This is a genomic window from Streptomyces sp. XD-27 (assembly GCF_030553055.1).
GTDB lineage: Bacteria > Actinomycetota > Actinomycetes > Streptomycetales > Streptomycetaceae > Streptomyces.
In genome coordinates this window covers 4,599,453-4,613,646 of the sequence record NZ_CP130713.1, presented here as the reverse complement: position 1 = coordinate 4,613,646, position 14,194 = coordinate 4,599,453, and the positions used below count along the sequence as shown (strand labels likewise).

8 protein-coding genes and 3 rRNA genes are annotated in these 14,194 nt (G+C 67.1%); 5 read left to right on the top strand and 6 right to left on the bottom strand.

What is annotated here, in order from left to right:
- Positions 1 to 71: 71 nt before the first annotated feature.
- The 4 genes from Q3Y56_RS19845 to Q3Y56_RS19830 all read right to left on the bottom strand — a co-directional run bounded on the left by Q3Y56_RS19845 (position 72) and on the right by Q3Y56_RS19830 (position 5,924).
- Positions 72 to 716 (bottom strand): HAD family phosphatase, encoded by a 645-nt coding sequence (locus Q3Y56_RS19845; protein ID WP_304463221.1) that lies wholly within the window; start codon positions 714 to 716, stop codon positions 72 to 74.
- 70 nt (positions 717 to 786) lie between these two features.
- Positions 787 to 903 (bottom strand): 5S ribosomal RNA (gene rrf / locus Q3Y56_RS19840).
- A gap of 87 nt (positions 904 to 990) precedes the next feature.
- Positions 991 to 4,113 (bottom strand): 23S ribosomal RNA (locus Q3Y56_RS19835).
- A gap of 282 nt (positions 4,114 to 4,395) precedes the next feature.
- Positions 4,396 to 5,924: ribosomal RNA gene (locus Q3Y56_RS19830) — 16S ribosomal RNA — on the bottom strand.
- The 16S, 23S and 5S rRNA genes sit together here, the layout of an rRNA operon.
- 861 nt (positions 5,925 to 6,785) lie before the next feature.
- Here Q3Y56_RS19830 and trpS point away from each other — a divergent pair.
- A complete protein-coding gene (trpS, locus tag Q3Y56_RS19825; protein ID WP_304463220.1) occupies positions 6,786 to 7,853 on the top strand; it encodes a tryptophan--tRNA ligase in 1,068 nt (355 codons plus the stop codon).
- Between the two features lie 122 nt (positions 7,854 to 7,975).
- Here trpS and Q3Y56_RS19820 read toward each other — a convergent pair whose 3' ends face one another.
- Positions 7,976 to 8,959, bottom strand: a complete 984-nt coding sequence (locus Q3Y56_RS19820; RefSeq protein WP_304463219.1) for a GlxA family transcriptional regulator — start codon at positions 8,957 to 8,959, stop codon at positions 7,976 to 7,978.
- Positions 8,960 to 9,045: 86 nt separating this feature from the next.
- On the opposite strand from Q3Y56_RS19820, the gene Q3Y56_RS19815 reads away from it, so the two are divergent.
- Positions 9,046 to 9,636, top strand: coding sequence for a cysteine hydrolase family protein (locus tag Q3Y56_RS19815; protein ID WP_304463218.1), 591 nt, complete (start codon positions 9,046 to 9,048; stop codon positions 9,634 to 9,636).
- A 513-nt stretch (positions 9,637 to 10,149) separates the two neighbouring features.
- On the opposite strand, the gene proC is transcribed toward Q3Y56_RS19815, so the two are convergent.
- Positions 10,150 to 10,959, bottom strand: coding sequence for a pyrroline-5-carboxylate reductase (proC, locus tag Q3Y56_RS19810; RefSeq protein WP_304463217.1), 810 nt, complete (start codon positions 10,957 to 10,959; stop codon positions 10,150 to 10,152).
- Positions 10,960 to 11,279: 320 nt separating this feature from the next.
- Between proC and Q3Y56_RS19805 the strand changes: the two genes are divergently transcribed.
- The 3 genes from Q3Y56_RS19805 (at position 11,280) to Q3Y56_RS19795 (ending at position 14,090) form a co-directional block, all read left to right on the top strand.
- The gene (locus Q3Y56_RS19805; protein ID WP_304463216.1) at positions 11,280 to 11,684 is read left to right on the top strand and encodes a hypothetical protein; all 405 of its coding nucleotides are present in this window, start codon (positions 11,280 to 11,282) and stop codon (positions 11,682 to 11,684) included.
- Positions 11,685 to 11,970: 286 nt separating this feature from the next.
- On the top strand, positions 11,971 to 13,464 hold the full coding sequence (locus tag Q3Y56_RS19800) for a SulP family inorganic anion transporter (protein WP_304465694.1): 1,494 nt from the start codon (positions 11,971 to 11,973) through the stop codon (positions 13,462 to 13,464).
- A 179-nt stretch (positions 13,465 to 13,643) separates the two neighbouring features.
- The gene (locus Q3Y56_RS19795; protein ID WP_304463215.1) at positions 13,644 to 14,090 is read left to right on the top strand and encodes a nuclear transport factor 2 family protein; all 447 of its coding nucleotides are present in this window, start codon (positions 13,644 to 13,646) and stop codon (positions 14,088 to 14,090) included.
- Positions 14,091 to 14,194 lie beyond the last annotated feature (104 nt).

Sequence of the window (14,194 nt, the reverse complement as noted above, 5' to 3'; positions counted from 1 at the left end):
CAACCTGTGGGTAGAGGTTGGGTAGAGGTGCGGCAGGGTGTGACGGGGTGCTGCGGGGTGCGGCCGGGGGGCTAGGCGAGGAGCCCCGGCAGCTCCATCATGTCGGCGAAGCGGGCGCGGGCCTGGGCGAGTTCGGCGGCGGGCGTCATCGCGGTGAAGCCGTAGACGTCCATCTCGGCGGCGACGGCGGCCTGGACGCCGAGCGGGCTGTCCTCGACGACGGCACACCGGTCGGGGGCGACTCCCATGGTGCGGGCGGCGTGCTGGAACAGGTCGGGGGCGGGCTTGCCGCGTCCGACGTCCTGCGCGCTGAAGATGCGCTCCTCGTCGAAGAGTTCGTACAGACCGGTCTTGTGCAGGGCGACTCGGATCCGCTCATGGCTGCCGGAGGACGCCAGGCAGTACGGAACCCCGTCGGCCCGCAGCTTCTCCAGTACCTCGGCCACGCCGGCGACGGGCTGCAACTCCCTGCGGAAGGCGGCGAACACCCGGCCGTAGTACGTGGCGTCGAAGTCAGCCGGCAGCGACTTCCCGTAGCGCTCCTGGACGAGGTCGTGAATCCGGTGCATGGCCGAACCCATGTAGTCGCGAATCGACTCCTCGTAGGTGGTGGGATAGCCGAGTTCGGTGAGACAGGCGGCGAGGACGCGGTTGGCGATCGGCTCGCTGTCGACCAGGACACCGTCATTGTCAAAGATGATCAAGTCATAGCGCATGCGACCACCCTACAAAGCAGAAAAGCCCTGTTGGGGACCGGAGTCCCCAACAGGGCTTTCTCTAAAAATTGTTCGGCGGCGTCCTACTCTCCCACAGGGTCCCCCCTGCAGTACCATCGGCGCTGAAAGGCTTAGCTTCCGGGTTCGGAATGTAACCGGGCGTTTCCCTAACGCAATAACCACCGAAACACTATGAAGATGACACAACCGGAACCCACACAGGGGCTCAAAACGGTTCGCAACTTCAGAACCAACACAGTGGACGCGAGCAACTGAGGACAAGCCCTCGGCCTATTAGTACCAGTCAACTCCACCGGTTACCCGGCTTCCATATCTGGCCTATCAACCCAGTCGTCTACTGGGAGCCTTACCCTCTCAAGGAGGTGGGAATACTCATCTCGAAGCAGGCTTCCCGCTTAGATGCTTTCAGCGGTTATCCCTCCCGAACGTAGCCAACCAGCCATGCCCTTGGCAGAACAACTGGCACACCAGAGGTTCGTCCGTCCCGGTCCTCTCGTACTAGGGACAGCCCTTCTCAATATTCCTACGCGCACAGCGGATAGGGACCGAACTGTCTCACGACGTTCTAAACCCAGCTCGCGTACCGCTTTAATGGGCGAACAGCCCAACCCTTGGGACCGACTCCAGCCCCAGGATGCGACGAGCCGACATCGAGGTGCCAAACCATCCCGTCGATATGGACTCTTGGGGAAGATCAGCCTGTTATCCCCGGGGTACCTTTTATCCGTTGAGCGACGGCGCTTCCACAAGCCACCGCCGGATCACTAGTCCCGACTTTCGTCCCTGCTCGACCCGTCGGTCTCACAGTCAAGCTCCCTTGTGCACTTACACTCAACACCTGATTGCCAACCAGGCTGAGGGAACCTTTGGGCGCCTCCGTTACCCTTTAGGAGGCAACCGCCCCAGTTAAACTACCCACCAGACACTGTCCCTGATCCGGATCACGGACCCAGGTTAGACATCCAGCACGACCAGAGTGGTATTTCAACGACGACTCCACACACACTGGCGTGCATGCTTCACAGTCTCCCACCTATCCTACACAAGCCGAACCGAACACCAATATCAAGCTATAGTAAAGGTCCCGGGGTCTTTCCGTCCTGCTGCGCGAAACGAGCATCTTTACTCGTAATGCAATTTCACCGGGCCTATGGTTGAGACAGTCGAGAAGTCGTTACGCCATTCGTGCAGGTCGGAACTTACCCGACAAGGAATTTCGCTACCTTAGGATGGTTATAGTTACCACCGCCGTTTACTGGCGCTTAAGTTCTCAGCTTCGCCCCACCGAAATGGAGCTAACCGGTCCCCTTAACGTTCCAGCACCGGGCAGGCGTCAGTCCGTATACATCGCCTTACGGCTTCGCACGGACCTGTGTTTTTAGTAAACAGTCGCTTCTCGCTGGTCTCTGCGGCCACCCCCAGCTCAGAGTGCAAGACTCATCACCGGAAATGGCCCCCCTTCTCCCGAAGTTACGGGGGCATTTTGCCGAGTTCCTTAACCATAGTTCACCCGAACGCCTCGGTATTCTCTACCTGACCACCTGAGTCGGTTTAGGGTACGGGCCGCCATGAAACTCGCTAGAGGCTTTTCTCGACAGCATAGGATCATCCACTTCACCACAATCGGCTCGGCATCAGGTCTCACCCTGTGTGAGAGACGGATTTGCCTATCTCTCGGGCTACACCCTTACCCCGGGACAACCACCGCCCGGGCTGGACTACCTTCCTGCGTCACCCCATCACTCACCTACTACAAGTCTGGTCCGTCGGCTCCACCACTCCCCATCACTCCGAAGAGATCAAAGGCGGCTTCACGGACTTAGCATCGCCTGATTCGATGTTTGGCGCTTCAAAGCGGGTACCGGAATATCAACCGGTTGTCCATCGACTACGCCTGTCGGCCTCGCCTTAGGTCCCGACTTACCCTGGGCAGATCAGCTTGACCCAGGAACCCTTAGTCAATCGGCGCAAACGTTTCTCACGTTTGTATCGCTACTCATGCCTGCATTCTCACTCGTGAACCGTCCACAACTACCTTCCGGCGCTGCTTCACCCGGCACACGACGCTCCCCTACCCATCACAGTCCCCGTTGGGGGTATGTACTGCAATGACACGACTTCGGCGGTACGCTTGAGCCCCGCTACATTGTCGGCGCGGAATCACTTGACCAGTGAGCTATTACGCACTCTTTCAAGGGTGGCTGCTTCTAAGCCAACCTCCTGGTTGTCTCTGCGACTCCACATCCTTTCCCACTTAGCGTACGCTTAGGGCCTTAGTCGATGCTCTGGGCTGTTTCCCTCTCGACCATGGAGCTTATCCCCCACAGTCTCACTGCCGCGCTCTCACTTACCGGCATTCGGAGTTTGGCTAAGGTCAGTAACCCGGTAGGGCCCATCGCCTATCCAGTGCTCTACCTCCGGCAAGAAACACACGACGCTGCACCTAAATGCATTTCGGGGAGAACCAGCTATCACGGAGTTTGATTGGCCTTTCACCCCTAACCACAGGTCATCCCCCAGGTTTTCAACCCTGGTGGGTTCGGTCCTCCACGAAGTCTTACCTCCGCTTCAACCTGCCCATGGCTAGATCACTCCGCTTCGGGTCTTGAGCGCGCTACTAAACCGCCCTATTCGGACTCGCTTTCGCTACGGCTTCCCCACACGGGTTAACCTCGCAACACACCGCAAACTCGCAGGCTCATTCTTCAAAAGGCACGCAGTCACGACGCAAGGACAAGTCCTTGCGCGACGCTCCCACGGCTTGTAGGCACACGGTTTCAGGTACTATTTCACTCCGCTCCCGCGGTACTTTTCACCATTCCCTCACGGTACTATCCGCTATCGGTCACCAGGGAATATTTAGGCTTAGCGGGTGGTCCCGCCAGATTCACACGGGATTTCTCGGGCCCCGTGCTACTTGGGTGATTCTCAAACGAGCCGTACAGATTTCAGCTACGGGGGTCTTACCCTCTACGCCGGGCCTTTCGCATGCCCTTCGCCTATCCATACGGTTTCTGACTCGCCGACCGGCCGGCAGACCGATCAAGAGAACTCCCACGACCCCGCATGCGCAACCCCTGCCGGGTATCACACACATACGGTTTAGCCTCATCCAGTTTCGCTCGCCACTACTCCCGGAATCACGGTTGTTTTCTCTTCCTGCGGGTACTGAGATGTTTCACTTCCCCGCGTTCCCTCCACACTGCCTATGTGTTCAGCAGCGGGTGACAGCCCATGACGACTGCCGGGTTTCCCCATTCGGACACCCCCGGATCAAAGCTCGGTTGACAGCTCCCCGGGGCCTATCGCGGCCTCCCACGTCCTTCATCGGTTCCTGGTGCCAAGGCATCCACCGTGCGCCCTTAAAAACTTGGCCACAGATGCTCGCGTCCACTGTGCAGTTCTCAAGCAACGACCCGTCCCCCGTCACCCCCACACCAACGTGCAGAGTTCACCGAGGCCGGCATCGCAAAGGGACGAGCAACGCTCGCACCCTCAGACACCCAACAGCGTGCCCGACACCCCCAGCGTTCCGTCCTGTGTTCCACGCCGAAGCAGTACTAACAGTCACAACAACCGAGTGTGCCGAGTAGTCAACGTTCCACCCATGAGCTAACCGTGCGAGACATTCGCTCGCAGTCGGCCATGTGCTCCTTAGAAAGGAGGTGATCCAGCCGCACCTTCCGGTACGGCTACCTTGTTACGACTTCGTCCCAATCGCCAGTCCCACCTTCGACGACTCCCTCCCACAAGGGGTTGGGCCACCGGCTTCGGGTGTTACCGACTTTCGTGACGTGACGGGCGGTGTGTACAAGGCCCGGGAACGTATTCACCGCAGCAATGCTGATCTGCGATTACTAGCGACTCCGACTTCATGGGGTCGAGTTGCAGACCCCAATCCGAACTGAGACCGGCTTTTTGAGATTCGCTCCACCTCACGGTATCGCAGCTCATTGTACCGGCCATTGTAGCACGTGTGCAGCCCAAGACATAAGGGGCATGATGACTTGACGTCGTCCCCACCTTCCTCCGAGTTGACCCCGGCAGTCTCCTGTGAGTCCCCATCACCCCGAAAGGCATGCTGGCAACACAGAACAAGGGTTGCGCTCGTTGCGGGACTTAACCCAACATCTCACGACACGAGCTGACGACAGCCATGCACCACCTGTACACCGACCACAAGGGGGCGACCATCTCTGGCCGTTTCCGGTGTATGTCAAGCCTTGGTAAGGTTCTTCGCGTTGCGTCGAATTAAGCCACATGCTCCGCCGCTTGTGCGGGCCCCCGTCAATTCCTTTGAGTTTTAGCCTTGCGGCCGTACTCCCCAGGCGGGGAACTTAATGCGTTAGCTGCGGCACGGACAACGTGGAATGTCGCCCACACCTAGTTCCCAACGTTTACGGCGTGGACTACCAGGGTATCTAATCCTGTTCGCTCCCCACGCTTTCGCTCCTCAGCGTCAGTATCGGCCCAGAGATCCGCCTTCGCCACCGGTGTTCCTCCTGATATCTGCGCATTTCACCGCTACACCAGGAATTCCGATCTCCCCTACCGAACTCTAGCCTGCCCGTATCGAATGCAGACCCGGGGTTAAGCCCCGGGCTTTCACATCCGACGCAACAAGCCGCCTACGAGCTCTTTACGCCCAATAATTCCGGACAACGCTCGCGCCCTACGTATTACCGCGGCTGCTGGCACGTAGTTAGCCGGCGCTTCTTCTGCAGGTACCGTCACTCTCGCTTCTTCCCTGCTGAAAGAGGTTTACAACCCGAAGGCCGTCATCCCTCACGCGGCGTCGCTGCATCAGGCTTTCGCCCATTGTGCAATATTCCCCACTGCTGCCTCCCGTAGGAGTCTGGGCCGTGTCTCAGTCCCAGTGTGGCCGGTCGCCCTCTCAGGCCGGCTACCCGTCGTCGCCTTGGTAGGCCATCACCCCACCAACAAGCTGATAGGCCGCGGGCTCATCCTGCACCGCCGGAGCTTTCCACCACCATGAGATGCCTCAAGTGGTCGTATCCGGTATTAGACCCCGTTTCCAGGGCTTGTCCCAGAGTGCAGGGCAGATTGCCCACGTGTTACTCACCCGTTCGCCACTAATCCCCCACCGAAGCGGGTTCATCGTTCGACTTGCATGTGTTAAGCACGCCGCCAGCGTTCGTCCTGAGCCAGGATCAAACTCTCCGTGAATGTTTTCCCGTAATCGGGATGCACACTCGCGTTGAGCGGAACCATCGGGAGGAATAATCCCGACAGTTCACAGCGTCCTCGCTGTGTTTTGTTTCTTCAAAGGAACCTCGTCCCAGACCATCAGGCCCGGAGACGGGGTATCAACATATCTGGCGTTGACTTTTGGCACGCTGTTGAGTTCTCAAGGAACGGACGCTTCCTTCGGCTTCCCTCTCGGGCTTCCTCCGGGCGCTTCCCTTCGGTCTTGCGTTTCCAACCTTACCAGATCCGTTTCGCGTTTCCGCTCTTCGTTTCCGGCCCCCTGTTTGGAGCGGGGCGGCCTTCCTGCTTTCGCTTTCCGGCCTTTCCGACTCTATCAGACCCTTGTTCGTTCCGTTCCCGGCCCGAATTCGTTTCCGATTCCCCGTCGGAGGGGGTTGCGCCTTCCGGCGTGTTCACTACTTTAGCGGGTTTTCCTGGCGACTCATAATCAAGTCATTCGGTCCGAATTTCGGCATGCCGAAATTGATCCCGATCAGGGGCCGTGCAGTAGTGGTTTGCCGCCGGTCGCGGCGCGAGTGGCTGCCACCTCGTCCTCGCGGACTCCGTGACAACTCGGAGAACACTACATGACATGCCGACCGGCTTCAAACCCGTGGCGGTGATCTTCAAACCTGTGGCGGCGAGGTTCTTCGGGCCGTAAGGTCGGCGGCATGACGAAGCATGCGCGCACCCAGCAGTGGTGGGCCGCCTGACGGCGGCCGACCCACGACGCGCATGCGATGACACGGCCGCCGCTCCGGCGGCCGTTCGCGTTTCTCCCCTTTCGCAGCCGGCCCGCCGCAGCGGCGGCCCCTGGACCGAAGGAAGCGGGAGACTGCGATGGCAGGGACGACCCAGAGCACGGCGGCAGCGGCTGCGGCAACGGCGACGCCGACGGGGACGCGCAAGCGGATCTTCAGTGGGATCCAGCCCAGCGGGCATCTGACGCTGGGCAACTACCTGGGCGCCATGCGGCGCTGGGTCGAGGAGGACCAGCACCGTGCCGACGCGCTGTTCTGCGTCGTCGACATGCACGCGCTGACCGTGGAGCACGACCCCGCCCGGGTGCGGCGGCTCACCCGGCAGACCGCCACCCTGCTGCTGGCCGCCGGACTGGATCCGCGGCGCTGCGCCGTCTTCGTCCAGAGCCACGTGGCCGAGCACGCACGACTGTCGTACCTGATGGAGTGCACGGCGTCGGACGGCGAGATGCGGCGGATGATCCAGTACAAGGAGAAGGTCGCTCGGGAAGAGGCGCGGGGCCGCAGCGTTCGGCTGTCCCTGCTCACCTATCCGGCGCTCATGGCGGCGGACATCCTCGCCTACGGGACGGACGAGGTGCCCGTCGGTGACGACCAGGCCCAGCACATGGAGCTGACCCGGGATCTCGCGGTGCGGTTCAACCAGCGGTACGGGCCGGTCTTCACCGTTCCCCGGGCCGTTCATCCCCAGGTGGCGGCGCGGGTGATGGATCTGCGCGACCCCACGTCGAAGATGGGCAAGTCGAACGACGACACCGGCGGGATCGTCTATCTGCTGGACGAGGCGGACGTGATCCGCAAGAAGGTGATGCGGGCCGTGACGGACAGCGGCGGCACGGGGGAGGTCGGGTACGACCGGGAGGCGCAGCCGGGGGTCGCGAACCTGCTGGACGTACTCGCCGCGTGCACCGGCGGTAGGCCGCAGGTGCTGGCCGAGGAGTACACCTCGTACGGGGCGTTGAAGAAGGACACCGCCGAGGCCGTGGTCGAGATGCTCCGTCCGCTGCGCGAGCGGCACGCGGAGTTGTGCGCGGACCCGGCGTACGTCGACGAGGTGCTGCGCGCCGGGGCGGAGCGGGCGCGCGGGCTGGCCCGGCCGCGGGTCGACGCCGCGTATGCCGCGGTGGGGTTGATGCCGCCGGTGTGACGGTCGACCGGATCGGAGCTGCGCCCGACGGCGGTGGGCGCCCACTGCCGGACCAGCCGATTCGTGGGCGGGTGCCGGCCGGTGGCCGGGGTGTGCCCACCCTCCCCCGGCGCAGCGGCCGGCTACCGCGCGGCGAACGCGGCGCGGTAGCCGCGCGGGCTGGTGGCGAGGCGGGCGGCGAAGTGCTGCCGCATGGTGACCTCGCTGCCGAAGCCCGCGCGGCGGGCGACCTCGGGGATGGCCAGGTCGGTGCGTTCGAGGAGCTTCTGCGCGGCGGCCAGGCGCTGGTCCAGGAGCCAGCGCAGCGGGGTGGTGCCGGTGGTCGCGGAGAAGTGGCGGGCGAAGGTGCGGGAGGACATGCCCGCCCAGCCGGCGAGGTCGGCGACGGTGAGCGGTTCGTTGAGGTGGCGCAGGGCCTTCTCGCGTACGGACGCGAGGGCGTCGGCGTCCCGGTCGGCGGCCGGGGTCGGCCGCTCGATGAACTGCGCCTGGCCGCCGGTGCGGAAGGGCGCGGTGACCATGGAGCGGGCGATGGTCGCGGCGGTCTCGGCGCCGTGCGTCGTACGGACCAGGTGCAGGCAGAGGTCGATGCCGGCCGCCGTGCCCGCGGCGGTCCACACCCCGCCGTCCTCGATGAACAGGGCGTCCGGTTCGACGCTGACCCGGGGGTGGTGCGTACGCAGCAGGTCGACCAGGCGCCAGTGGGTGATGGCGCGGCGGCCGTCGAGGAGGCCCGCCTGGGCGAGGGTGAACGCGCCACCGCACAGCGCGGCCACGGGGATGCCCGCGGCGTGGGCCCGGCGCAGGGCCTGGAGGACGGGGGCGGGCGCGGGCGTCAGGTGGTCGTCCAGGCCGGGGACGACCACGAGGTCGGCGCGGACCAGCCAGTCGAGGCCGCGGTCCGGGGTGAGGGTGAGGCCGCCGCGCAGTGCGACGGGGGCGGCGTCGGCGGCGCAGCGGCGGAGCTCGAAGGGCGGGACGCCGCGGTCGGTGCGGTCGACGCCCCAGACCTCGGTGATGACGGAGACGTCGAAGGCGCGGATGCCGGGGATGGCTACGAGGGCGATGCGGTGGCTCCGCCGCGAGGTGTCGTGCATGGCGCTCATCCTGCCAGAGGGTGCGGCAGGAATTCATCGATCCTCGGCGTTGCCGCCACTGTGCCGGGGTGCCGTCCGGCAGCAGGATCATGGGCATGGAGATGACGCAGAGCGCGGCGCTGATTGTGGTGGACGTACAGAAGGGCTTCGACGAGGAGTCGTTCTGGGGGCGGCGGGACAACCCGGCGGCCGAGGAGAACATCGCCGCGCTGATCGACGTGTGGCAGGCGACGGGCCGCCCGGTGGCCTTCGTACGGCATGACTCGCCGAAGCCCGGGTCGCCGCTGCGGCCGGGCCAGGAGGGCAACGACTTCAAGGACGCGGTGGAGGAGCGGCGGGGCAGGGGGAGCGGGCCGGAGGTGCTCGTCACCAAGACGGTGAACTCGGCGTTCTACGGGGCGCCGGACCTGCGGGAGTGGCTCGACGCGGTGGGGGCGCGGCAGTTCGTGGTGGTGGGCATCCAGACGAACATGTGCGTCGAGACGACGGCGCGGATGGGCGGCAACCTGGGGTACGAGGTGTTCGTCCCGCTGGACGCGACGCACACGTTCGACCTGGAGGGGCCGTTCGGGTGGCGGCGGACGGCGGAGGAGTTGGCCGGGGCGACGGCGGTGTCGCTGCACGGGGGCGGGTTCGCGCGGGTGGTGACCACGGAGGAGTTGCTGGCGGCGGCCGCCGTCCGGTAGCCCTTCCCACCCGCCCGCCCTCTTCACCGGGGAGGGCTCGCCCCGGGGCGCCCGCCCTCCCTGTCACCGGGCACGCCCGGCCTGCCCTTGGGGGCGCGGGCCCGGGGGCTCGGGGCGCGGGGGCGCGGGCGTTTCCGGTGGGTCTCTCCCCTACCCCGCCCCTTCCCGCACCAGGGGGCTCCGCCCCCTGGACCCCCCTGGACCCCCGTGGTCCAGGGGGGAGGCCCCACACCCGCAGGGCGCGTGCGGGGGAGGACCCGCCGCCTGCGGCGCCATGGCCCCCCTGGACACGCGCCGGCTACGCGGTCGTGGCGCCCCCGCCACGCGAGGCGGGCGGGCACACGAGGTGCCAGAGCCGCCAGAGCCGCCAGAGCCGCCAGAGCCGAACCACTCGCCGCCGGCGGCGTTACGCGTGGCCATGAGGAGCTTGGCCCCCTGGCCCCGGGTCCGCAGCGGAGGCCCTGACACAGCGGCAACGGCGTGCCGCGGAGCGAACCACTCGGCCGCCGGAGGCTACGCGTGGCCGGAGGCCAGTTCCTGGCTGCGGTCTCGTGCCGCCTCGAGTGCGGCGATCAGTGCGGCCCGTACCCCGTGGCGCTCCAGTTCGCGGATGGCGCTGATCGTCGTGCCCGCCGGGGACGTGACCGCCTCGCGCAGCTTCACCGGGTGCTCGCCGCTGTCCCGCAGCATCACGGCCGCGCCGATCGCCGCCTGGACGATCAGGTCGTGGGCCTTGTCGCGCGGCAGCCCGAGCAGGATGCCCGCGTCCGTCATCGCCTCGACGAGGAAGTAGAAGTACGCCGGGCCGGAGCCGGAGAGCGCGGTTGCCGCGTCCTGCTGGGACTCCGGGACGCGGAGCGTCTTGCCGACCCCGCCGAAGATCTCCTCCGCGTGGGCCAGGTGCTCCTTCGTGGCGTGGCTGCCCGCGGAGATGACGGACATCGCCTCGTCCACGAGTGCGGGGGTGTTGGTCATGACCCGTACCACCGGGGTGCCCGGGGCCAGCCGTTCCTCGAAGAACGTGGTCGGGATGCCCGCCGCGCCGGAGATGACCAGCCGCTCCGGCGGGACGTGCGGGCCGAGTTCGTCGAGCAGGGCGCCCATGTCCTGGGGTTTGACGGTGAGGATGAGCGTGTCGGCGGCCTTGGCGGCCTCGGCGTTGGAGACGGCCTCGACGCCGTAGCGCGCGTGCAGTTCGGCGGCGCGCTCGGGGCGGCGGGCGGTGACCAGCAGGTCGGACGGGGACCAGCCGCCGCGGATCATTCCGCTGAGCAGCGCCTCGCCGATCTTTCCCGTGCCGAGCACGGCGACCTTCTGCGTCATGGTGCGTTCACCTCATCCGGGGCGGTACGTCGCGCTCGCGTGGCCGCGCGGCGCCTGTTCATCCTCCCATCAGGCGGCGGGGCGGGGCCGGGGCGTCCACGGATCGGTACGGGTCGCGCGGCGGCACGCCGGGCCGCCGCGCGCAAGCGGTACGGCGCATCCGGGGGAATCAGTCGCTCCGGCGTCCGCCGGAGTATTCGGACTTGACCATTCCTTTTTACTGCCTCCATGTTCACGCGTTGGTTACGTCCCGACTTGCACTTCGCCATCACCCTCTGGACAAAATGGAGTTCGGTGTCGAGACGCGTGGAGGGGGCGACATGACGACCATCCAGCGGACCGGCCGCGCGCTGGTCACTGCGGTCGTCGCCCTGTTCGCCGCGTTCCTCGCCATCGAACCGCTGGCCGCGCCTCCCGCCGGGGCCGCCGCGGACGTCTCCGCCGCCGCTCCGGTCGGCGAAGCCGACCCGGTCGGCTCGCATCGGGTGGTCAAGGACACCTGGGGCGAGCGCGGCGAGGACGCGGGCTGCGAGGGCCGCCGGGCCGGTCGCGGCCCCCTCACCGCCCCAGCCCCCTCCGGCAAGCCCAGCTGCGTCTGCGGATGCGACGCGGCCGCCACGGATTCCCCGGCCCGGGGAGTCGTGCCGCGTGCGGCGCGGCAGACCACCGTCCCGGTGTCGAGATCAGGTGAGCTGGCGGTCGCGCTCCAGACCTTCCGCTGCTGACGGACCCGCACGCCTCGTACGCCGTCGTCACACCGGCGCGCGCACGCTCCTGTGCGCCGAGCGCCCGTCACGCGCCCCGCGTACGCCGCGTGCCCTTCGCACCGCGCGGGTACCTCGCGCTCCGCGTACGCCTCGCACCTCGGGTGCGGTCCAGGACGCCGAGCGGTCCCGGTACTCCTCGTGCGTTCCGTCCTCGTCGCACGATCACCTTTCGCAGCCCACCATCCACGCAGCGATGCGCCGCATTCCCGCAGACCAGGGGCCCGGCGCGCTGGAGGCAACCCTCATGCTGAACTTCTTCGACCGATTCCGCACGGCCGGTGGCTCGCCCCACCGGGCCGCGACCGTCCGCGCCGACTTCACCGCGTCCCTCGTCGTCTTCCTCGTCGCCGTACCGCTGTGCGTCGGCGTCGCCGTGGCCAGTGGCGTACCCGCCGAGCTCGGGCTGATCACCGGCATAGTCGGCGGGCTGGTCGCCGGGCTGATGCCGGGGAGCAGCCTCCAGGTCAGCGGTCCGGCCGCCGGGCTGACCGTGCTCGTCTACGAGGCCGTGGAGGAGTACGGGCTCGGGGTGCTGGGCGTCCTCGTCCTGGCGGCCGGGGTGCTCCAGATGGCCATGGGGCTGCTGCGGCTGGGCCGCTGGTTCCGGGCGATCTCCGTGGCCGTCGTCCAGGGCATGCTGGCGGGCATCGGCCTGGTGCTGATCGCGGGCCAGCTGTACGCGCTCGCCGACGCCAAGGCGCCCAGCAGCGGGCTCGGCAAGCTCGGCGACCTCCCGAAGCTCGTGCTGGACACCGCCGGGTCCGGGGACGGGCTGCGGGCCGCCGCCGTCGGCGCCGCGACGGTGGCGGTGCTGGTGCTGTGGCCGCGGTGGCGGCCCGCCGCCCGGGTGCTGCCCGCCCCGCTGGCGGCGGTCGCGCTCGCCACGGCGGCGGTGGCGGTGCTGGACCTGCCGGTCGCGAAGGTGGAGGTCCAGGGCCTGCTGGACGCCGTGCAGCCGCCCGGCGGCGGCGACCTGGCGCGGCTCGGCGAGATCGGCGTCCTGGGGACCGTCGTGGCCTTCACGCTCATCGCGTCCGCGGAGAGCCTGTTCAGCGCGGCGGCGGTGGACCGGCTGCACGACGGGCCGCGTACGGACTACGACAAGGAGCTGATCGCGCAGGGCGCGGGCAACACGGTGTGCGGGGCCCTCGGGGCGCTGCCGATGACCGCCGTGATCGTACGGAGCGCCGCGAACGTGCAGGCGGGCGCCAAGACCAAGGTGTCGCGGGTGCTGCACGGGGGCTGGCTGCTGGTCTTCGCGGTGCTGTTCCCGGCGGCGCTGGGCGTGATCCCGGTGTGCGCGCTGGCGGGTGTGCTGGTGCACGCGGGCTGGAAGCTGATCCCGGTGCGGGACCTGGCGCCGCTGTGGCGCGAGCACCGGGGCGAGGCGGTGGTGCTCGTCGTGACCGCGGGGGCGATCGTCGTGACGAACATGTTCGAGGGTGTGCTGATCGGGCTGCTGATGGCCGTGGCCAAGTCGGCGTGGGAGACCTCGCACGTGCACGTGGAGGTCACCGGGCTGGAGAGCGACGGGCCGGTGCGGGTCCGGGTGCTGGGGAACGCGACGTTCCTGCGGCTGCCGAAGCTGCTGGACGAGCTGGAGGCGCTGCCGCGCGACCGCGCGGTGGAGCTGGACCTGTACGGCCTGCGGCACGTGGACCACGCGTGCGGGATGGCGCTGGCCGGCTGGGCGGAGCGGCACAACGCGGTGGTCGCCCCTGAGCGCATAGTGGCGTGACCCCGTCCGGGACCCCACCGCGCCAGGACCGGCGCGGCGGGGTCCGGGTCCCGCCCGCTCCGCCACCGCGGCGGCTCCGGTGCCGCCGCGGCCTTACCTGGCGGGTAATCGACGGCTTCCGCGCCGCACGAGAGGCTCTCTTCCGTACGGGAACGAGGAACCCCGGAGGGGAGCGGACCATGGCACCGAGGAACGGCACGCCGGGCGGCGACAGCGTCAGCGCGGCCACGCGCGCCACCGTGGAGGAGTACCTGAGCCGGGTCGCGGGGCGGGACCCGGAGCTCATCGCCGCGATGTACGCGGAGCGCGTCGACTGGATGGTGGCCGCCAACCCGGCGGTCCCGTGGATACGGCCCCGCTCGACGCGGGCCGACGTCGCGGGCCACTGGGCGGACCTGGACGCCCACACCGTCCCGGAGGCGGCCGAGGTCACCCTGGAGGCGTTCCTCGTCGACGGCCCTGAGGCGGTGCTGACGGGGCACGTGGCCGGGACCGTGCGCGCCACCGGGAAGACGTTCCGGTCGCCGTTCGCGCTGCGGCTCACGGTCGAGGACGGGCTGATCGTCCGGCACCACGTCTACGAGGACAGCCTGGCCGTCGCCGCGGCCTGCACCCCCGGCCCGTAGCCCGTGTGCGGCCCTCCCTCGCGGTGACCTGGGAGGTTACTGCCCGGTCACCGGACCAGCAGGCCATCCGCCTCCGGTGCCCCTTACGCTTGGCATCCGCTGAG